This is a genomic window from Aquimarina agarivorans (genome assembly GCF_000218485.1).
Lineage (GTDB): Bacteria > Bacteroidota > Bacteroidia > Flavobacteriales > Flavobacteriaceae > Aquimarina > Aquimarina agarivorans.
Genome location: NZ_AFPB01000144.1, coordinates 18960 through 40483, shown reverse-complemented (window position 1 = coordinate 40483; position 21524 = coordinate 18960). Strand labels below are relative to the sequence as shown.

The following is a 21524-nucleotide window of genomic DNA, read 5'->3' as shown; positions in this document are numbered from 1 at the left end:
GCATTTACGTTCGTATAAAATTATCGCTTAATTGTTTTTACATAACTGTATCCCCCTTGATACATTACAACATTATATTCTGTGTAAGGTAAAGATTTGAATCTATAATTTTTAACAATTTTAGCAGCATTAATTTTTTCATCCGCAATTGCCACACTGCTTTCTTTAGGATAAATAATTATTGACACATCGTGCATATCAGGATTATCCATACTCACCCTCAAAACATCATTTTTAAAATCGAATTTAGGGGTGTTAAACGTTTTTACATCACCCTTAATTACTTTCGCTTTATCTGCATCAACAACAAAAGGTGTAATATTAATTTTATCAACTGTTTTGGTTTTCAAGTAATATAATCCATTTGGTAAGTTTGATAAATCAAATTTTTTAATGAACGAACCAACTTTAATTACTTCATCCGAAAACAAAACAAGCTCATTGGTATCTACTATTGAAATTGAGACTCCTGTAGATACTTCCGATAAAGATACATTTAATGATTTTGATCCTAATACTTCAACTTTAATTTTTTCTACTGCATTTGCTACTACGCTTGTCATAAGTGCTACACTCAACAAACCAATTTTAAATAAATTTTTCATTTTTTTTACAATTAATTGTTTATCAAATTGTTACATGACAAATTTATCTTTAAAGTGTAATATTATGTTTCACCACAATTTACCAATATTGATGCTAAATTAACGCAAACAACTAATTTTCAAACGATTAAATACAATTAAAGTTTTATTTAAAAAAAAATGGATTAACACTAAATCGTAACGCTAGCAAATTTCTAATCAAAATTACTTACGTATGCAATTTCTTTTTAAACTTGTTTGCTTAAAAAATAATACCAATACTGGTTTGAAATCACTCAAATAAAAATTGAGTTTTTTTTATTTGGACGATAGATAAATAAAAAGTGGGCTTTAAACTTTGGATTAAGCTCTTTTTTTATTTTAAAATATGTTTGTAGAAATGTTCTTTTAAACGGAGCAAAGTTTGTAATAATATGGACTAAAAGTACCGTAGTTTCGGTTATGACTAAAAGTCATTACTTTTTAAGCATCCGTTTTTTGCAATTAGCTATTAGTAGTATTTTAAAGCCAACAGCTAATTACTAATTGCCAATAGCTCTTGTAATATTTTTAGAAGCCAAAAGCGGAATGTATTAAAAATGCATAGTTTTAACTAAACCTGAGACCAATAAAACAAATGTGGTGTAGCATTTTTGAAAATAAATAGCCCTGCATATTGGGGTTATGCAGGGCTTACTATTTAAGATATTTTATAAAAACTATCTCTTTACTTTTTTTACGTAGCTGTAATCTCCTTGATATATAACAATTTTATATTCAGAAATTGGTAATGATGCAAAATTATATGTTTTGGAAATACTTGGTGTACTTACCTTAATATCTTCCATTGGAATACTACTGTTATTAGCATATACAGTTATTGAAACTTCGTGCTCATCTTCATTATTAATATTAACCTCAACTAAGCCATTTTTCACATCAAATACTGGTGTATGGTAAGTTTTAGTTTCACCTTTAATGATTTTAACTTGATCTGGTACAATAATAAATGGAGTCACTTTTATTGCTTCGTCAGTAGCTGCCTTAACGTAGTATACTCCTTGCGTTAATTTTGAAAAATCTAATGTTTTATTATAAGAACTAGTTGCGCTCAATATTTCAGAAAATACTAATTCACCTTTTTTATCAGAAATTGATAATACTTCACCTTCAACCACCTCTGACATTGTTATGCTTAATTCATTTGAAGATAACACTTCAACCTTAACTTTTTTCGATGCAGACATAATTCCAGTTGTCATAAGTGCTACACTTAACAACCCTAATTTCAATAATTTTTTCATAAGTAAGATTTTTTTGCAGACTATCGACGATCTGCGCATATTCCGCTGCAAATATACTACCGAACCTAACTTAGATACCTACTTAGAATTTACCGATTTTAATGCTATTTTAACCCTAACACAAGTCATATGCTATTTACGCATCAATTTAACATACACTTAACAACAAAACCTTCATAATTACACGATAAAGAACAAAAAATACTGCAGTATTGGTATACATAGAAAACTATTAATACAAAATCCTAAATAAGATCAATATTTCCTTTACCCGTTCTAATAATTTCAGGGGTGTCACCTGTGACATCTACTATTGTTGATGGAATATTATCACCATATCCCCCATCAATCACCAAATCGACCAAATTATTCCATTTTTCTAAGATTAATTCAGGATCAGTAGTATATTCTAAAATTTCATCTTCATCATGTATTGATGTTGAAATAATAGGATTTCCAAGAACTTCCACCAAATCATAGCAAATTTTGTTGTCAGGCACACGTATCCCTACAGTTTTTTTCTTTTTAAATACAGTAGGAAGTTGATTGTTGCCTGGTAAAATAAATGTAAAAGGACCCGGGGTGCATCTTTTTAATAACTTAAAAGTTGTAGAATCAATTTGACGCACATAATCCGAAAGATTGCTTAAATCTTTACAAAGGAAAGACCAGTTTGCTTTTTCAAGCTTCACACCTTTTATTTTAGCTATACGATTTAATGCCTTTACACTAGTAATATCGCAACCCAAACCATAAACGGTGTCAGTTGGGTAAATAATTAAGCCCCCACTTTTTAACACATTAACAGCCTCTGCAATTTGCTTCGGATTAGGGTTTTCTTCGTAAAGTTTGATAAATTTCGCCAAAATGATTTTATTATTTGGTATAAAATTACTTAAAACTAGCTAGTTGTATGGCTATTATTGCATAAAACAATACACCAATTACAATATATTGGTCGAGTCAAATTATAATTTGTAACACTTTTAATAAGTCAGCTAATATAATTCCAAATATTTTTGTGCTGTACTAATTGAGTATAAGCTTGTTTGATCATACTATTTTGGGGCAATGCTAAATTAGGGTCTTCCTTCAGTATTTGCTGAGCAAAAGCTCTTGCTACGTGCAAAATTTGATTGTCCTTTACAATATCAGCAATTTTTAAATTGAGTACACCACTTTGCTGCGTACCCATAATATCTCCAGGACCTCGTAATTTTAAATCCACTTCAGCAATTTCAAAACCATCATTAGTTTTCACCATGGTTTGTAATCGGGTTTTACTATCCTCGGATAATTTAAATCCTGACATTAGTATACAGTAACTTTGTTCGGCACCTCGGCCTACCCTACCACGTAACTGATGTAATTGTGATAAACCAAAGCGCTCCGCGCTTTCAATAATCATTAAACTAGCGTTAGGCACATTTACGCCAACTTCAATTACTGTTGTAGCCACCATTATTTGAGTCTCACCTTTAATAAATCGTTCCATTTCCATATCCTTGTCTGCAGGCTTCATTTTGCCGTGTACAATTGATATTTGATAATTGGGTTTAGGAAAATCACGCGATATACTTTCGTACCCATCCATCAAGTCTTTATAATCCATTGCTTCAGATTCCTGAATTAATGGATATACAATATATACCTGCCTCCCTTTGGCTATTTCTTTTTTTACAAAATGAAATACGTTCAATCGTTGTCCGTCAAACTTGTGCATGGTTTTAATTGATTTTCGTCCAGGTGGTAGTTCATCAATCACAGAAACATCCAAATCTCCATACAAACTCATAGCAAGGGTTCTGGGTATTGGCGTGGCGGTCATAACTAAAACATGTGGTGGTAATTTATTTTTTCGCCATAATTTAGCGCGTTGTGCAACACCAAACCGATGTTGTTCATCAATAATAGCTAAACCTAAATTATTAAATTTCACTTTGTCTTCTAATAAAGCGTGAGTACCAATTAAAATATGAATTTGGCCATTCTCCAAATCAGTATGTAACATCCGTCTTGCTTTAGTTTTTGTACTTCCCATTAATAAACTCACGTTAATTTGCAAGTCCTTGACTAATTCCGATATCCCATCAAAATGTTGTTTGGCTAATATAGCTGTTGGTGCCATAAGTGCAGCCTGAAAACCATTATCAATTGCCAATAACATACTCATTAAAGCTACAATAGTTTTTCCTGAACCAACATCGCCTTGTAATAGTCTGTTCATTTGGGCTTCATTGCCCATATCCCTCCTAATTTCTTTAATCACTCGTTTTTGAGCACCAGTTAAATTAAAAGGTAAATGATTCTCATAAAAATCAGTAAACATAGCACCTACCTTTTCAAATGCATAGCCTTTTATTTTTTGCTTTTGCAGAATGTTTTTACGAATCAATTGTAGCTGAATGTAAAAAAGCTCTTCAAACTTTAATCGGTAACTCGCTTTAGTCAATAAATCCTGACTTTTCGGAAAATGGATATTTAACAAGGCATCAGATTTGCCAATTAGTTTTAAATGATCCAAAATATTTTTGGGTAAGGTTTCTTCAAAAAAAATACCCTTAGTTAAAAATAGATTTTGAACCATTTTAGAAATGACCTTGTTGGTTATATTTCTTTTCTGCAACATTTCTGTTGAAGAATATATAGGTTGCATAATGGAGCTCATGCTCGATTTATGGATTTCCAGAAGTTCCATTTCCGGATGTGGCATGGAAAAACCGTTGTAATATTTTGTTTTACCAAATATAACGTAAGGTACGTTAAGCTTTATACTTTCCTGAATCCATTTGGCGCCACGAAACCAAACCAATTCCATAGTACCCGTTTTATCCTGAAATTTAGCTACCAAACGACTTCCGCCTCTTTTTTGGGTCACGGTTTTAATATGTGTAATTACTCCAACAATTTGTACTTCGGCATCATTTTGTTGCAATTCGCTAATAGTGTAATATCGAGTACGGTCAATATAGCGATGTGGAAAAAAATGAAGCAAATCCTGACAAACACGTATTCCGATTTCTTTTTCCAACACGGTAGCCCTTGTAGGACCTACACCTTTTATATAAGCAACGGGAGACTGTAATATATCGGCACTCATTAACTACTATTTTACTTCAAATAATCTAAACTATAAAAGGAATCTGAGGCATTCCTAACTTTTTTGGTCACTAATGCTGCCATTTCAACCCTTTTATCATCAACTGTTTCGTCACTTAATAATTCAAAATGTAATTTATTGACTAAACCTACATCCCTTTTAAACAACCGAAGCAATAATTTATTTTTTTCGCTTTCAGGAAGATTTATAATAGCTTCTTTAAATTGCTTATCAAACTTCATTATTGAATTTTTTAACAATATACACTTTTCGTATTTTTCAGCATATACTTTTTGTAATTTGCCTGATTAATAACCGTATTATTTATATGAATGTACTAGTAACTTTTACACTCTTTATTTTTTCCTTCTGCGCAAGCGTCAGTAGCCTATTGGCACAACAAAATAACACGGTTGATTTTAAAACTATTGAAGCTCAACTACAACTTGACACATTACAACAAAAAATTAAAGGAAACCTTACGGTAACTTTTAAAGCATTGCAAAATAGCACCAAGGTATATCTGGATGCTCAAAAAAATGGAAACTGTTGACCCTTTAAAGGGTGCTAACTTAAGTTATAAAGACAATAAAATTTATCTTAAAGGGGACTTTAAAGATAATCAGGAATATTCTTTTAGTTTTAACTACACCACACAGCCCAAAAAAGCGCTTTATTTTTGGGGTTGGGATAAAAAAAATATTGACCCAAAAGTTCCTAATCATAAACAAATTTGGTCGCAAGGACAAGGGAAATATACTAGTAATTGGCTCCCTAGCATTGATGACATGAATGATAAAATTAAATTCAAAATAACTGTTACGTTTAATAGCGACTATCATGTCATTTCTAACGGCAATTTGCTTGAAAAAAAATCAGCCAATAACCTTACCACATGGACGTATCAAACAAGTCACCCCATGAGTAGCTACTTGGTTGCCCTAGCTATCGGAAAGTATGCTATAAAAGAAACAAAAAGCGACTCTGGCATACCATTAGAAAATTATATATATCCAAATCTTGTAGCTAATTACGAACCTACATATCGCTACCACAAACAAATTTTTGATTTTTTAGAAGGTGAAATTGGAATTCCTTATCCATGGAGTGTTTACAGGCAAGTTCCTGTACGCGATTTTTTGTATGCTGGTATGGAAAATACTGGATGCACTATTTTTTCGGATGACTTTATTGTGGACAAAAACACCTTTAATGATCAAAACTTTGTCAACGTAAGCGCACATGAATTGGCACACCAATGGTTTGGGAATATAGTTACAGAAACCGATAGCAATCACCACTGGTTACATGAAGGTTTTGCCACCTATTACTCACTGCTGGCAGAAAAAGAACTATTTGGCGAAGATTATTTTTTCTACAAACTTTACGAAAGTGCAGAGCAACTGAATCACCAAAGCGAATTACAAAAAGGAAGCCCTTTGGTTACTCCAAAAGGATCTTCGCTTACCTATTACCAACATGGCGCTTGGGCTATAGTTGCTTTACGCGAATGGATTGGGGACACTAAGTTTAAAAAGATAATACCACAATTTTTAAAAACTCACCAATATAAAAATGTTACTACCGATGATTTTTTAAAAATTGTGACTGAAGTTACAGGAAAAGATGTTTCTGAATTTGCAAAAAAATGGTTACACAGTACAAAGTTCCCTGCTGAGGATGCTTTAAAAATAGTTACAAAATCTGATTTTATGAAAAGCTATTTACAATTAGCTGGCGAACGTACACAACCGCTAATTGGTAAATATCAACTTTTATCAAAAGCGCTTGATTTTCCTACAAATCCATATTTAGGACAAGAAGTAGTCTCCCAACTCCAAGGAGACTTTTCTGCCACAGCATTGCAATTACTCGAAAAAGCTTTTGATAGTAACCAACCACAAGTATTACAAGCTTTAGCAAATTCGTTAGTAAAAATTCCTGAAGCTTTTGAACCGAAAATGGCACAACTTTTAAAATCAAAGTCATATGCTATTGTTGAAGGTGCTTTGTATAATTTGTGGAATAATTTTGACTCAAAAAAAATGAGTTATTTGCAAACCACAAAAGCTATAATTGGTTTTAATGACAAAAATATCCGATCGCTTTGGTTAGTTTTGGCATTAAACACACCTGGTTTTTCTACGGAAGAGCGCACTCATTTTTTCGAAGAATTAAATTCATATACAGCCACAAACTATAACTTTAGATTACGCACCAAGGCTTTTGAATATTTAAAATTACTACAAAGCTATTCGGACAAAAGTTTACAAAATTTGGCTTTAGGAGCTACACACCCAAATTGGCGATTTAAAAAAAGTTGCACAGCCACTTTAAAAGAACTTTACTCCAATAAAAAGTATACCCAAAGACTAAATCGTTTATTATCAACATTTCCTGATAAAATAAAGCAATTACTTACCAATAAGTAAATGAACCAATACGGACTAAAAGTACCATAGTTTCGGTTATGACTAAAAGTCATTACTTATTAAACATCTATTTTTTGCAATTAGCTATTAGCCTTTGGCTATTAGCATTCGATGCAAGCCTGGTATCTTAAAATGACAAAAGAGGATTATTGTTAATTTTTTGACACAAAACATTTCATTTTCTTCGATGAATAACACAAAAAAAGTAAGAATGTAAGATTACTATAGCAGGTAACAATATACTTTGCTCGGTTTAGTTTCTTAACCATTAACCATATTTAAAAAAATGAAAATGAAACTGAGATTACACAAATTGAAGCTTTTAAAAAGAATTACTAATCTATTGGTTACACTAACTATTTCTCAAACTATGATTGGACAAGCTACTAGCGATACTGCTAATTGCTCTTATGATACGCCAAGAAATAGTCCTATGCCTATTATGAATTACCGTTCATATAACACGGACACCAATTTTGAGGGTAATATAACTGTTTTTGGTAAAAATGGTCCTGATTTAAGCCCTTACAGAAAATTGGACATTGCGTACACAAATGGTGAATTAAGCACTTTTTTCTTTCAATTGTTTGGTGGTGCAGGACAAGTTAATTTAATACCTAATACAGTAATTAATTTTGAGCAAACGGAACCTGAACTTACAATATCAAACTCTGGAATTGAAAATTTTGACGGTTCTTACTATACTAATATCATTGATAACGGAATGCGTGTAGATTTACATGATTTTGTTATGGTTTCAAAAACTGGCGATTTTTCAATCTATTTTGGGAATTTAGACGCCCCCGTAGCGTGTACTGATGAAGCTATTACACCGGATGAAAGCTTAACTTATGACGAAAGTTTGAATGGCAATTTATCAACCGATAATAATAATCCAACACTTATTGAATTCAAGCCTGGAGATAACCGTATAGCTTCTACACAACAAACTGGGGATGCTGCAAACTTTTTTACCTTTCAAATTCCTGAAGGCTATGAATTATCACAATTAATTGTAGATAATTATGATGGTTCTGATGATATTGGTTTTATCGGTATTAATAATGACTCTTCTATTTCAACAGCTCCTGCCATATTTAAAGGTGGATTGAGCTATGGAACTGCAAATATTGGCACTGATATATTACCTGCTATGGGTGATGCATCAAACCCTGCGGCTATTGCGATTACTGGTTTTGGGTTTACACCCCCTTTAAGAGATAATCAGTATACCGTTTGGTTAAATCAAACAGGTCTTAACTCGTCATCTGTATTAAATTTTGTAATTTCAGCTAAGGAAACAACTTTATCAGTACCTGATATTAACGTAGAAAATGGAATAGTACTAAAGCAGAATTATCCAAATCCTTTTAAAAATGCAACTACGCTTGAATATAGCTTAAGTAAAAAGTCTACTGTAAAACTTAACATATATAATTTACAGGGTCAATTAGTTAAATCGTTAAATGATGGTGTTCAAAGTTCAGGGAGTCATAAATTAACTTTTAACTTAAACGAAATGAGTAATGGTGTATACATATCAGTATTAGTAACTGATAATGGAAACCAAAAACAATTTATTGTTTTAGATAAATAAAAGGTGTTAAACCTGAAAACTCCTTTTAATTAAAGTAAACTACCTCAAAGCCAACTTACAAGGTAAGTTCAAAAAAATAGTTTGATTTTTAGGAAAACCTAAAAGAATTAACCCCTCATTGAGGGTGAAAATCAAGAGACTGGTTAAAAAGCAGTCTCTTTTTTTGTGAATTTTTGAACATACTATTCATAGAAGTGTGTACCTTCAGCTATTAAGGTTCAGCAATCATTACCGACCAATCAGATACTATTAATTTTTATATATTAGTTAAATCTTATTTCAGCTTATATTTTAAATTCAATTGAAGAAATATGCGATTCTTAGTACTAAATTCTTATCTGAATTTTACTTAAACTGACATATTTCCTTATTAAAGACTAAAAAATGCGTGCATTAGTAATTTCAGGTGGTGGTAGTAAAGGAGCGTTTGCTGGTGGTGTTGCCGAATACCTAATGCAGGTTCAAAAACGTAAATACGATTTGTTTTTAGGCACCTCAACAGGTAGCCTGTTAATCCCACATTTATCAATTAATAAAATTGATAAAGTACATGATATTTATACTAATGTAAACCAAAACACCATTTTCAGCTTAAATCCTTTTATAATTAAAAGCAAAGGTGATCGAGAATATGTAAGTATTAATTATTTAAATACTTTATTGCAATTCATTAAACGCAAACGCACCTTTGGCGAGAGTAAAAATCTTAAGAAGAATATTCGTAAAAATTTTACTCGTGAAGAATTTGAATTTGCCAAAAAAAACGTGACTGATGTAGTAGTAACGGTTTCAAACCTTTCAAAAAGTTGTACGGAATATAAGTCCATACACGATTTTAGTTACGAAGATTTTTGTGAATGGATTTGGATATCCTGCAACTACATTCCTTTTATGAGTATTGCCAAAAAAAGCGGTTATGAATATGCCGATGGTGGCTTTGGAGCTATTGTACCGATCCGAGAAGCTGTAAAACGCGGGGCAACTGAAATTGATGCCATAATATTAGAGTCCGAAAACTTAGATCGTAATAAAATTTTAGGTAAAAACCCGTTTTCGTTAATGGTGAATTTATTTGGGTATTTATTAGATCAAGTCGAACAGCATAACGTTACTGCTGGTAAATTGGCAGCAAAAAACAAAGATGCCATACTTAATTTGTACTATACGCCTACTGAGCTTACGGAAAACTCATTAGTATTTAATAAAAAACTAATGACGGAGTGGTGGCAGCAAGGTTTTGACTACGCTCGCGAAAAATTTGAACAAAAAGATTTAAACAGAATACGTGACTTAGATATGATGGGCTAGCTTTTAGTTTTCTTTAATAAAACCTTAATCAAGCTAATTCAAAACTCATTACAATAAATGAATCTCACTTTTAAATTACCTAAAAAGTAAACTCACCTCCGACCTAACGAAAGCTTGTGCTATGTTAGTTGGACTGGTACTGGAAGGGAATTGCGCAATTCCCTCATTTCGGTAAATAGCGGCATTATCAACACCTTCCTTAACCGATAACGTATGTAATTGAGATATTACTGTGTTTTTTGCGGTTAAAATTGTTTTCCAACATTCCTCTGAAATATAAATTTGCTGCGTTAGATTGTGCTCAAATTCTTGCTCAATGGTAGCAATCAATAAATTTTTGTAGCCATTTTTATCTTCTCCATTAGGGGAAACCCTAACCAATAATTTATCTAAACTAATCCTATCCAAAAGTAGTGTAAAGCGCTCGTAAGCTTGAAGCTTTAAAGGCAAAGTCTCTTTTTGAGTACTTTTTAACAAATTGTATTTTTGCTTCATCAACTCTTTTTTTAGCATGGATTGTATGGAATAAAAACAAACTAATGCTACTACAATTGCTGGTATAATTACTAGGATAACTAAATATATATCGATTTTCATAGGTGTATATGTACGCTGTTGAAATTTTACTGCTACAAATATAATTTAAGCATTAAGATTTTTATAGTTGACAACTATAATTTTAAATTAATTCTTTTTAATCATCGTCTTAATCACCATCCTCTTTTAGTAATTTTTAATTTTTCGTTTTCAAACTGTACTTCAAAATGACCTTTGTTCGTTTTTACAGCAGCCTGAAATGTTACTGGCAAAACAGCTACTTCAGTAGGAAACCAAGTGGTTTTGAAATTGTAATTGGGCAATAAAAAAATACCTTCAAGATCTCCATGGACTCCAAACCGTTTAAGGTCACCTTTCCAAAAATTTGTCCCTAATGTTGTTTCTAATTGACAATTAATGGCTGATATATTGGTAGTAGGCATTCCTATTTCATGAACACAAATTATTTGATTGATATTAAAATTATCATCAGTAAAATTATTTAAATCATGCCTAATAATAAATTCAACAACATTACCGCTAGCATCATAAAAATAAACAGATTCTGCATTCCAATCCTTAAAGTGCACTGTCTTTTTTGTCTCACTTATTTTTATAATATCCATCCTAGTTTCCAACCAAACAACAGCTTCCTGTAATTTGTTTGCAGGTATCAAAAAACAATAGTGATAGTTCTGTGCTTTTGACGCATATTTAAAAGTTAACAGTGTCCACCCTACTTTTATAGTAAAATGTGTTTGCGAAGCCTGCTTAATCGGAAATCCAAGAACATCGCTGTAAAAATCTTTTTCAGCTTCTACATTTGTTGTTTGTAAGATTAACTCCTTAATTTTCATTGCTTATCTTTGATTTACGCGACAATTAATACCTTACTTCCGCTTCATTTACCTTATCATTTTTATAATTCCCTCCTAGGTTAGGGCATGCAACTAATTCCTCAAAACCAGCAAAAGGCACTGGTGTTTTGTGATAGCCATAATTTCTTGCCAAGCTGGTCGTTTTGTTATTGTCTCCCTGACCAATATTTATATCATCCATTGCAAATTGTGATGGGTGCTCGTATCCGCAAGCATGTGTAATTTCTAACAACTCTTTATTAAAATTTTTAAAATAGTACTTTACACGCTCCGCTTTATTGGTAACATCAATTCCTGCTTGCAACCATTTATTTTGGGTAGCAACTCCCGTGGGACACCTGTTAGTATGACAAACTTGTGCTTGAATGCATCCTACGCTTAGCATCGCTTCACGAGCAACATTAATACAATCAACCCCCATAGCAAACGCCATGGCTGCTCTAGCAGGAAAACCTAATTTGCCACTGGCACAAAACACAATTCGATCCGTAATTTTGGCTTCGGCAAATAGTTTGTACACTTCACTAAAACCATACACCCAAGGTAAGGCTACATGATCTGCAAAACTTGGTGGTGCTGCACCAGTACCACCTTCGCCACCATCAATGGTAACAAAATCAGGCCCTTTATCTTGGGCTTTCATTTCAGTAACCAACTCTTTCCATTGATCTATCTTACCAATTGCCGCTTTGATTCCAACAGGCAACCCTGTTTCTGTAGCAATTTGTTCTACAAAATTTATGAGCTCAGGCACGTTTGAAAATGCAGTGTGATACGCTGGCGAAAGGACATCAACACCAACTTTTACATTTCTAATTTCAGCAATTTCCTTAGTGATTTTTGAACCTGGCAATACGCCACCCTTTCCTGGCTTTGCTCCCTGCGATAATTTAACCTCAATAGCACGTATACTAGGATTATTTTGCACTAATTTTTTTAGCATTTCCATAGAAAAATTACCGTCGGCATCACGTACACCAAAATACCCTGTACCAATATGAAAAACAACATCACCCCCTTTTTTATGGTAAGGCGATAATCCGCCCTCGCCAGTATTATGATAAGCATAAGACAGTTTACATCCTTTATTTAAAGTTTCTACTGCTTTTGCAGAAAGTGAACCAAAACTCATAGCCGAAACATTAATTATTGAGGCTGGTCTAAAGGGTCGTTTTCGTTTATTATAAGCTCCCATGACTTTTGCACATGGTAAAAAGTAAGGATCTAATGCATTTGCATGCTTCTTTTTTACCTTATAGGGAAACATAGCGTTTTTTATAAAAATATATTGAGGTCCATAAATATCCTGATCCGTACCAAAACCTTCATAATTATTTTCATTTTTTGAAGATGCATAAATCCATCCGCGTTCTATTCTATTAAAAGGAAGTTCTTCCCGGTTGTTTGCCACAATGTACTGACGCAATTCTGGACCAATACTTTCTAGCATATAGCGAAAGTGTCCTACAATTGGAAAATTATGTTTAATCGTGTGTGTTTTATTAAAGAAAACATCTTTTATTGCTACAACTAACAAAGCAATTAAAACCCAAGTCCACCAGGCAATGCCCGAAATAAATTCAATCATTTTTTTATAAATATGTCTAGCTAAAGTTAGTTTTCTTTACAGAAATGAGAAATTTTTTTATCAACAAAAGATACTGTCCATTTTATACATTTACTGATTTTTGATTATTAAATGAAAAATTAGGATTTTTATAAGAACTAGAAAGAAATGATAAGCAGTAATTTGGATTTATTTTGAAATATCAAGCAAAAAAACATTTCAAATAAGAAGCTTAATACTGGAAACGGTATATGTAATCTCTTTCTAAGTTTGACTTAGGTTTCAAGATTATGAAATAAAAAAAGGTTACTCAATAAATTAAGTAACCTTTTTTTTGAAATTTATTTTAATAAGATAGAATATTTAAAAAACTATTCAACAATTAATTTTGCTGCAGCTTGGTTTCCAACTTTAACAAAATAAATACCAGTACTAATACCATTCAAACTCAAATCTTGAGTTCCAGAAGCATCAACAGCTAACGTTTTTACAACTTGACCAGAAACACTGTACACTACAACTGTAGCATCAGATGCTTTTGCATTGATCCCCGCTAAAGTAATTGTACCGCCCACAGTACTAGGATTTGGGTATACTTCAAGTGCAATCGCACTATCATCCAATACTTTCAATCCGCTTGAAGTTCCTGAAATTTCCCATTTTTGGTTATTATTTGATGAATTGTACGCCCATGTAGTTAAATTTGCATCTACCAATCCACCTGCTCTGTCTAAAGCTTGAGAAGTACAATGTAATGGTTTTAATGCATAATATTTACCATTTTTCTCAACCTTCCATTTTTGATGGTTTTGTGCTGATCCTGTCCAAGTTCCTACATTGGCAGCATTTTTACACTCACCAAAAGGTACTTCTAAATATCTGTTGTTTCTATTATTTTTAATGGTATATGTATTATTTCCTAAGTGAGTAAACACCCATTGTTGATCAGTGTAATTTCCTTGATCAATCATAGTTGCATTGTAATTATCCAACTCTCTAGCTAAAACTGCTTGATTCTTAAACGGATCTTTAATGGTGTGTAAACCGTTTGCTATTAATTGATTTCTATTATTTCCAGGATTTGTCGGAACATTTACTCTATTAGTTACTGATACATTTATACTTCTTTCTCTGGTAGCACCTTTTTTATCAGTAGCAATAATTTTTAAAGTATATTCACCTAGTTTCATGTTTTTCAAAATTCCATCCTGATTTGTATTACCCCACTCATAAGGAGCAATATTTTCCTGACGCACAAATTGATTATTAATATATAATTTCAAATTAGCTATTCCGTCATTATCTGAGGCAGTTGCTCTTACTACTAAATCACTACCAATTCTGATATTAGCATTGTTAGCAGGCGCTGAAATATTTAATGATGGCTTTCCATTTCCGTTTGATGGTGGATTTGACACCACTGGATTAGATGGTTGCACTGAATTTTTTTTCACAGGCTTGTAAGTACGTACCCAATCCACTAACATTTTGTTTTTGCTTGGATTTCTTAAATCGGCATCTGATGCCACAATTCCTTGCGCTGATCTCCAACTGTGATCTTCAGTATCAATAATCATAAATACTGGTCGATCCATATTGAATTTATTCTTATCCATAACAGCCCCTGTGTAATCTTTATCTACAAATCTGGATTCTTGCCAAGATCCTTTTTTTGTCTGTTTTCCATCTATATAAAAGTATACTTCTTGAGGACTTTTCCAATACACCCCAAATGTATGGAACTTGTTTCTCCATAGTTCATTATTAGGTAAAGTTACGTGATTTTGGTCATTGAAATCTGATATAATTTGATTTCCACCACCTCTAACAAACATGTGAAAGTTAGTAGACATACGCTGAGCAAACCATACGTCACTTGCACCACCATATACCTCAAGCACATCAATTTCTCTTCTATCATCCTCACTTAACATCCAAAAGTTAGAAGAAAGTTCCAAGTTACTTACCTTGACTCTTGCTTCCATAAAAATTGGATAAATCACTTTAGTTTTAGAGGTTACCACTCCACAATTTACTCTATTAGCACCATGTCGCGAAGCTCTAATAACCAAATTACCACCCGATACATCAGAATGGTTTGATTGCCATTGCGTTAATCCTGGTCCAGTCCAACTATGAAAATAGGTGTCTCTCCAGTTTTTTCTGAATTTTGCATTTTTACCACTGTAGTTAAAATCATCAGAATAACTTTCCTGCAATTTCCATACGTTACCATCACCTGGATTAGCTGGTACAGGCCTGTTTTTCCAATCTTGAGCGCTTACTGAAGTAGCAAAGGAAGCTGACATTAGTGTAAATGCCAAAAGTTTAGTTAATTTCATAATATAAAATTCAATGAAGTTAGTTAATTATAGTTGGTAAAATAATTATCCTTTCATCTTGTATTTATTTAAAAAAGAAGGAATAATACTACGTCAATAGCCCTTACAACAAAAACATAACAATTTAATAAATAATTAATTACTTAATTGAAAATGAAATTTATAAACGGAATACGTTACTTTTAAAAGATTAAAAGTAAAAAGTTGCTTACATTTCCACATGAATTTCAAAAAAAAGTGACGATTTTACCTAGGTAGTTAGTTGTAGTTAATTTTATAAAACAATGATTGTTAAATAATTCTTTATAACTATTCAATTTATAACATTAAGTACACCTAGTCCCTCCTACACACGCTTATACTAACTTAAAAGTAGTTATCACATAAATTTGTTGTTAGTGTTTCCCATAGAATCAGTAATTTTATATTCACAAAAAAAGGCATTTTGGAAGAATACTTAAAACAACTTAATGAGGCTCAATTAGCACCAACTATTCATACAGAAGGTGCGCTAATGGTAATTGCCGGTGCAGGATCAGGAAAAACTCGTGTACTTACTTATAGAATAGCTTACTTAATGCATAAGGGAGTGGATCCGTTTAATATTTTGGCGCTAACATTTACCAACAAAGCTGCCAGAGAAATGAAACATCGTATTGCCCAGATTGTTGGTAGTAGCGAAGCAAAAAATTTATGGATGGGAACATTTCATTCTATTTTTGCAAAAATTTTAAGGTTTGAAGCTGACAAATTAGGGTACCCTTCAAATTTTACTATATATGACTCTCAAGATTCTCAAAGACTTGTTTCAAGCATTATAAAAGAAATGTCTTTAGATAAAGACATTTATAAATACAAACAAGTACACGGTAGAATCTCTTCATTTAAAAACAGCTTAATAACTGTAAAGGCGTATTTTAACAACCCTGAGCTTATGGAGGCTGATGCTATGGCTAAAAAGCCACGGATGGGTGAAATTTATCAGAATTATGTGGATCGCTGTTTTAAAGCTGGAGCTATGGACTTTGATGATCTATTGCTTCGTACTAATGAATTGCTTAATCGTTTTCCTGATGTTTTAGCTAAATACCAAAATAGATTTAAATACATATTGGTAGATGAGTATCAGGATACCAACCACTCACAATATTTGATTGTTAAAGCTTTGGCTGATCGTTTCCAAAATATATGCGTAGTTGGAGATGATGCACAAAGTATATATGCATTCCGAGGAGCCAATATTAATAACATTTTAAATTTTGAAAAAGATTACGATGACGTTAAAACCTATAGATTGGAACAAAATTACCGTTCTACAAAAAATATTGTTGAAGCTGCCAATTCAATTATAGATCACAACAAAACCAAACTTGACAAAATTGTATGGACAGCAAATGACGATGGTCCAAAAATAATTGTGAATCGCCTGCCCACTGATGGTGACGAAGGTCGTTATGTAGCTAGCTCTATTTTTGAAAATCAAATGACAGAGCAACGCAAAGCCTCCGACTTTGCTATTTTATACCGTACCAATGCACAATCCCGTGCTATGGAAGATGCGTTGCGCAAACGCGGAATTAAATACCGTATATATGGAGGGCTATCATTTTATCAGCGTAAAGAAATTAAAGACGTTTTGGCTTATTTGCGCTTAATTACCAACCCTAAAGATGAAGAAGCGCTTAAACGTGTTATTAATTACCCTGCGCGTGGTATTGGTGCAACTACTATCGATAAACTAATACTAGCTGCCAATCATTACAAATGTGCAATTTTCCAAGTAATGGAAGGTATTGATCGCATTCCCGAATTAAAGATTAATGCAGGCACAAAAACAAAGCTTCAAAACTTTGTAAACATGATCAAAAGCTTTCAGGTGACCAATCAAACTGCTGATGCGTTTACCCTTGCGGAAGAAGTAACGAAAAAGACAGGCTTAGTTCAAGAATTTAAAAAAGATGCCACACCCGAAGGTATTGCGCGAATTGAAAATGTTGAAGAACTATTAAATGGTATGCGTGATTTTGTAGAAGGGCAAAAAGAAATTGATGAAGCTACAGGCTCGCTCGACGAATTTTTAGAAGATGTAGCCCTTGCCACTGATATGGACAAAGAAGTAGATGATGAAGATCGGGTAGCATTAATGACCATTCACTTAGCTAAAGGCTTAGAATTTCCATATGTTTATATAGTTGGTATGGAAGAAGATTTATTCCCATCAGGAATGAGTATGAATACCCGCAGCGAATTAGAAGAAGAACGCCGGTTGTTTTATGTAGCATTAACAAGAGCCGAAAAACAGGCCTATTTGACCTACACACTCTCGCGTTACCGTTGGGGAAAATTAATTGATGCTGAGCCGAGTCGCTTTATTGAAGAAATCGATGACAAATTTATTGATAACCTAACGCCCTTAGACAATTACCGTTATAAATCTCTAATAAATACAGATATTTTTGGTGAGGTGGATAAAAGCAAGCTTCGCCAAAAAAAACCAGTAGCCAGCTCACCACCACCATCACATAAACCCACCGACGACCAATTACAAAAACTACGTAAGTTGCGTCCAATAAATACCAGCACACAAAAAATTGACAATGAGACCATGAATAAACTCATACCAGGTACTCAAGTAGAACACATGCGCTTTGGCATTGGACAAATTTTAAATATAGAAGGTAGTGGGCAAGACAAAAAAGCGGAAATTAAATTTACGCAAGGTGGTATCAAAAAATTATTACTCCGATTTGCTAAGCTTAAAGTATTGCAATAAAAAAAGCCTCAATAAAGAGGCTTTTTTGTAAATAATTTATATCGTAATTGAACCATTAAATTATTATTGCTCATTTAAAAGTACCTTGTCAATTATGTGAATCACACCATTTGATGCCATGATATCAACCGTAGTTATAGCTGCTTCTCTATCATTTGGATCAGTCACTTTATTAGGATTTAAATTAATTGTTAGCGCTTCCATAAAAAGTGTTAATGGCATCATACTATCGGTTAAATCGCCTGATGTTACTACGGAATTCAACACGTGCATTTTTAAAACGGTATCTAACGTTTCTTTGGTTAAATCCGAATATTCCACACCCAATTCCGCCAATAAAGCTTCAAAAGCAGCGTCTGTTGGTGCAAACACAGTAAATGTTCCATTACCATCAAAAGTTTGAGTTAATTCGGCATCTTCTAATGCTGTTTCTAACATTTCAAAATTATCGTTCACTTTAACAATTTCAGCAATTGTCATCATTTCTTCCATAGGCTTTTCAGCTGGCAAAATTACGGTATCCACAAAATGGATTATACCATTTGAAGCTTCCGCATCGGTAAGTATTATTCGTGATATTCTGCCTCTAGGATCTGTAATTGATGGCGGATTTAACGAAGTTGTAATATTTTCGCCTTCAAAGGTAGCTACACTAGCACCCTCCATTAAGTCTGTTGAACGAACTTCGGTTGTCAATACATGCATTTTTAATATTGAAGCCAGTAAATCTTTTGGCACTTCATCGTATTCAAGACCTAATTCAGTCAATAACTTTTCAAAAGCATCATTGTTAGGCGCAAACACAGTAAAAGTACCTTCACCTTCAAATGTAGCGAATAAATCAGTGTCTTTTAATGCCATTTCTAATAAGCTAAATTCTGAGCTTCCCTCTACAACTGCTGCTATACTTACCGTTTGAGTATCATTCCCAGAACCGTCATCATCATCATCACAAGAAAATGCAGTAATTGCCAATATTGAAAAGAGCGTAATTTTTAAAAATTTCGAAATTGTTTTCATAATAAATTGATTTTTTATTCTATGCTAAATTGAAAAAATATATCTTTTTTTGTTTAACTTTTTGTTAAATTTATTAAACAAAATATAATCTGCTAAAAAACAGAATACTATAATCGTGTGTTTTGAAAAATTTGATTTTATAATTAGGTTTATTGCAATTATGTGTTACAAAATAAACTTGAAAGAATTAAAAAATTGCATCTATATAAACAAAAAATTAACGCCATAAATAAGGATTACTTATTTGTAATCGTAATTTTTATCAGAAAAACATGAATTATTAAATTGTTATAAATTTTATCAACGAATACTATTTTATAAAATTTATTATGTTTTATTTAATATTACAATTAAAGTTACATTATAATGAAACTTAAGGAAGTCTTTAAAATTTTCTAAAAAAAGAACAAAAGAGGGAGATCTTTAAAATTTAAACTATAAATTTGTATAATATTTAAAGGGATAGATTTGACTGATTGCAACCCTTAGTGTTTTTCACTAAAAATATGCTAAAGCCAGTGTAAACTTCTTTCGTATATTTCGTCATACCTACCTTTTAAATAATATTAATTAAAATTTTTTAAAAAGATTTTGATTCATTTTTTATTATTCCAGAATAATCTGAAAATTTAACCCCACAATTTTGTGGACAAAAAAGTAAATTAGATGTCATATTTATTTACCTCTGAAAGTGTATCCGAAGGACACCCAGATAAAATTGCTGATCAAATTAGTGATGCTTTAATTGATAATTTTTTGGCTTTCGACCCTGAATCCAAAGTAGCTTGCGAAACTTTAGTAACGACTGGTCAGGTGGTTTTAGCGGGCGAAGTAAAATCTACCACTTATTTAGACGTTCAAAAAATTACCAGAGAGACCATCAATAAAATTGGCTACACTAAAGGTGAATATATGTTTGATGGAAACTCCTGCGGGGTACTTTCTGCTATTCATGAACAAAGCGAAGACATTAATCGTGGCGTTGACAGGGATACCAAAGAAGAGCAAGGAGCTGGTGATCAAGGTATGATGTTTGGCTACGCTACGCGCGAAACTGAAAATTTTATGCCACTGGCATTAGACTTATCACACAAATTACTTATAGAACTCGGTAATTTACGCAGGGAAGCTGATGCAATTCCATATTTAAGACCAGATGCTAAAGCACAAGTAACCATTGAATATAGCGATGACAATGTACCTCAACGCATTGATGCCATTGTAGTTTCCACGCAACATGATGATTTTGATGAAGATGAAGCAATGCTTACTAAAATTAGAAAAGATATTGTGGAAATTTTAATTCCAAGAGTTAAAGCTACTCTTCCAAAACATCTTGCTAATTTGTTTAACGACCGTATTAAATACCATATTAATCCAACTGGCAAATTTGTAATTGGTGGACCACATGGTGACGCTGGATTGACTGGTCGTAAAATTATTGTAGATACTTATGGAGGAAAAGGAGCCCATGGCGGTGGTGCTTTTTCAGGTAAAGATCCTAGTAAGGTAGACCGTTCAGCTGCCTATGCAACGAGACATATTGCCAAAAACCTTGTAGCTGCTGGTGTTGCCGATGAAATTTTGATACAGGTTTCCTATGCTATTGGAGTCGTTGAACCTATGGGTATTTTTGTGGATACTTATGGTACAGCAAAAGTAAATTTAACTGACGGGGAAATTGCTCAACTAGTTACTAAAATTTTTGATATGCGCCCTGCTGCCATTGAAAGCCGATTAAAATTAAGAAATCCTATTTATAGTGAAACTGCTGCTTACGGCCATATGGGACGTAAAAATGAAGTGATTACAAAAACTTTTTCACAACCTGATGGAAATAGTGTCACTAAAGATGTAGAATTATTTACTTGGGAAAAGCTTGATTACGTAAATAAAGTTAAAGAAGCGTTTTTTATTTAATTTTAAATTACTTATAATCAATTACTTATATGAAAAAGTAATAAATACGAATTAAAAAAGCCTCAATTTTTTGAGGCTTTTTTTTGACCAATGGAACAATTTTAACACCATACAAATACAGATAAAGACTACTTAATATACAAAAAAATATGCATTTCATCG

Annotated in this window: 16 protein-coding genes; 6 read left to right on the top strand and 10 right to left on the bottom strand. The window is 32.7% G+C overall.

Annotated elements, in window-relative coordinates:
• Nucleotides 1-20 precede the first annotated feature (20 nt).
• The 5 genes from GMC_RS0109475 to GMC_RS0109455 form a co-directional block, all read right to left on the bottom strand.
• Nucleotides 21-605 (bottom strand): T9SS type A sorting domain-containing protein, encoded by a 585-nt coding sequence (locus GMC_RS0109475; protein WP_010521905.1) that lies wholly within the window; start codon nucleotides 603-605, stop codon nucleotides 21-23.
• 698 nt (nucleotides 606-1303) lie between these two features.
• Nucleotides 1304-1888, bottom strand: coding sequence for a T9SS type A sorting domain-containing protein (locus tag GMC_RS0109470; protein WP_010521904.1), 585 nt, complete (start codon nucleotides 1886-1888; stop codon nucleotides 1304-1306).
• Between the two features lie 245 nt (nucleotides 1889-2133).
• Nucleotides 2134-2754 carry an L-threonylcarbamoyladenylate synthase gene (locus GMC_RS0109465; RefSeq protein WP_010521903.1) on the bottom strand — a complete coding sequence of 207 codons (621 nt, stop codon included), beginning with the start codon at nucleotides 2752-2754 and terminating at the stop codon, nucleotides 2134-2136.
• Between the two features lie 128 nt (nucleotides 2755-2882).
• On the bottom strand, nucleotides 2883-4988 hold the full coding sequence (gene recG / locus GMC_RS0109460; protein WP_010521902.1) for an ATP-dependent DNA helicase RecG: 2106 nt from the start codon (nucleotides 4986-4988) through the stop codon (nucleotides 2883-2885).
• Nucleotides 4989-4999: 11 nt separating this feature from the next.
• Entirely contained in the window at nucleotides 5000-5230 is a 231-nt protein-coding gene (locus tag GMC_RS0109455; protein WP_010521901.1) for a hypothetical protein, read from the bottom strand.
• Between the two features lie 86 nt (nucleotides 5231-5316).
• Between GMC_RS0109455 and GMC_RS21505 the strand changes: the two genes are divergently transcribed.
• The 4 genes from GMC_RS21505 (at nucleotide 5317) to GMC_RS0109440 (ending at nucleotide 10325) form a co-directional block, all read left to right on the top strand.
• Nucleotides 5317-5541 carry a hypothetical protein gene (locus tag GMC_RS21505; protein WP_010521900.1) on the top strand — a complete coding sequence of 75 codons (225 nt, stop codon included), beginning with the start codon at nucleotides 5317-5319 and terminating at the stop codon, nucleotides 5539-5541.
• Nucleotides 5528-7420 carry a M1 family metallopeptidase gene (locus GMC_RS19600; RefSeq protein ID WP_010521899.1) on the top strand — a complete coding sequence of 631 codons (1893 nt, stop codon included), beginning with the start codon at nucleotides 5528-5530 and terminating at the stop codon, nucleotides 7418-7420. The genes GMC_RS21505 and GMC_RS19600 overlap by 14 nt, the downstream gene beginning before the upstream one ends.
• Before the next feature lie 292 nt (nucleotides 7421-7712).
• The gene (locus tag GMC_RS0109445) at nucleotides 7713-9017 is read left to right on the top strand and encodes a T9SS type A sorting domain-containing protein (RefSeq protein ID WP_010521898.1); all 1305 of its coding nucleotides are present in this window, start codon (nucleotides 7713-7715) and stop codon (nucleotides 9015-9017) included.
• A 384-nt stretch (nucleotides 9018-9401) separates the two neighbouring features.
• Complete coding sequence (locus GMC_RS0109440) at nucleotides 9402-10325, top strand: patatin-like phospholipase family protein (protein ID WP_010521897.1); 924 nt, start codon at nucleotides 9402-9404, stop codon at nucleotides 10323-10325.
• A gap of 75 nt (nucleotides 10326-10400) precedes the next feature.
• On the opposite strand, the gene GMC_RS0109435 is transcribed toward GMC_RS0109440, so the two are convergent.
• The 4 genes from GMC_RS0109435 to GMC_RS0109420 form a co-directional block, all read right to left on the bottom strand.
• A complete protein-coding gene (locus GMC_RS0109435; protein WP_029489695.1) occupies nucleotides 10401-10922 on the bottom strand; it encodes a DUF7935 family protein in 522 nt (173 codons plus the stop codon).
• 113 nt (nucleotides 10923-11035) lie between these two features.
• The gene (locus GMC_RS0109430) at nucleotides 11036-11719 is read right to left on the bottom strand and encodes a VOC family protein (protein ID WP_010521895.1); all 684 of its coding nucleotides are present in this window, start codon (nucleotides 11717-11719) and stop codon (nucleotides 11036-11038) included.
• Nucleotides 11720-11744: 25 nt separating this feature from the next.
• Nucleotides 11745-13328, bottom strand: coding sequence for an FMN-binding glutamate synthase family protein (locus tag GMC_RS0109425; RefSeq protein WP_010521894.1), 1584 nt, complete (start codon nucleotides 13326-13328; stop codon nucleotides 11745-11747).
• Nucleotides 13329-13678: 350 nt separating this feature from the next.
• A complete protein-coding gene (locus GMC_RS0109420; RefSeq protein ID WP_010521893.1) occupies nucleotides 13679-15649 on the bottom strand; it encodes an RICIN domain-containing protein in 1971 nt (656 codons plus the stop codon).
• A gap of 445 nt (nucleotides 15650-16094) precedes the next feature.
• Here GMC_RS0109420 and GMC_RS0109415 point away from each other — a divergent pair, with 445 nt between their 5' ends.
• Nucleotides 16095-18422, top strand: a complete 2328-nt coding sequence (locus GMC_RS0109415) for an ATP-dependent helicase (protein WP_010521892.1) — start codon at nucleotides 16095-16097, stop codon at nucleotides 18420-18422.
• A gap of 63 nt (nucleotides 18423-18485) precedes the next feature.
• Here GMC_RS0109415 and GMC_RS0109410 read toward each other — a convergent pair whose 3' ends face one another.
• Complete coding sequence (locus GMC_RS0109410; protein WP_010521891.1) at nucleotides 18486-19442, bottom strand: fasciclin domain-containing protein; 957 nt, start codon at nucleotides 19440-19442, stop codon at nucleotides 18486-18488.
• Nucleotides 19443-20108: 666 nt separating this feature from the next.
• Here GMC_RS0109410 and metK point away from each other — a divergent pair.
• The gene (gene metK / locus GMC_RS0109405; protein WP_010521890.1) at nucleotides 20109-21362 is read left to right on the top strand and encodes a methionine adenosyltransferase; all 1254 of its coding nucleotides are present in this window, start codon (nucleotides 20109-20111) and stop codon (nucleotides 21360-21362) included.
• The last annotated feature ends 162 nt before the right edge of the window (nucleotides 21363-21524 follow it).

What these genes read in the sequence shown, in the direction of transcription:
- GMC_RS0109425 (WP_010521894.1), bottom strand. Translation starts at nt 13,328, where the DNA reads ATGATTGAATTTATTTCGGGCATTGCCTGGTGGACTTGGGTTTTAATT.
- GMC_RS0109440 (WP_010521897.1), top strand. Translation starts at nt 9,402, where the DNA reads ATGCGTGCATTAGTAATTTCAGGTGGTGGTAGTAAAGGAGCGTTTGCT.
- GMC_RS0109445 (WP_010521898.1), top strand. Translation starts at nt 7,713, where the DNA reads ATGAAACTGAGATTACACAAATTGAAGCTTTTAAAAAGAATTACTAAT.
- metK (WP_010521890.1), top strand. Translation starts at nt 20,109, where the DNA reads ATGTCATATTTATTTACCTCTGAAAGTGTATCCGAAGGACACCCAGAT.
- GMC_RS0109410 (WP_010521891.1), bottom strand. Translation starts at nt 19,442, where the DNA reads ATGAAAACAATTTCGAAATTTTTAAAAATTACGCTCTTTTCAATATTG.
- GMC_RS0109420 (WP_010521893.1), bottom strand. Translation starts at nt 15,649, where the DNA reads ATGAAATTAACTAAACTTTTGGCATTTACACTAATGTCAGCTTCCTTT.
- GMC_RS19600 (WP_010521899.1), top strand. Translation starts at nt 5,528, where the DNA reads ATGGAAACTGTTGACCCTTTAAAGGGTGCTAACTTAAGTTATAAAGAC.
- GMC_RS0109475 (WP_010521905.1), bottom strand. Translation starts at nt 605, where the DNA reads ATGAAAAATTTATTTAAAATTGGTTTGTTGAGTGTAGCACTTATGACA.
- GMC_RS21505 (WP_010521900.1), top strand. Translation starts at nt 5,317, where the DNA reads ATGAATGTACTAGTAACTTTTACACTCTTTATTTTTTCCTTCTGCGCA.
- GMC_RS0109435 (WP_029489695.1), bottom strand. Translation starts at nt 10,922, where the DNA reads ATGAAAATCGATATATATTTAGTTATCCTAGTAATTATACCAGCAATT.
- GMC_RS0109470 (WP_010521904.1), bottom strand. Translation starts at nt 1,888, where the DNA reads ATGAAAAAATTATTGAAATTAGGGTTGTTAAGTGTAGCACTTATGACA.
- GMC_RS0109455 (WP_010521901.1), bottom strand. Translation starts at nt 5,230, where the DNA reads ATGAAGTTTGATAAGCAATTTAAAGAAGCTATTATAAATCTTCCTGAA.
- recG (WP_010521902.1), bottom strand. Translation starts at nt 4,988, where the DNA reads ATGAGTGCCGATATATTACAGTCTCCCGTTGCTTATATAAAAGGTGTA.
- GMC_RS0109430 (WP_010521895.1), bottom strand. Translation starts at nt 11,719, where the DNA reads ATGAAAATTAAGGAGTTAATCTTACAAACAACAAATGTAGAAGCTGAA.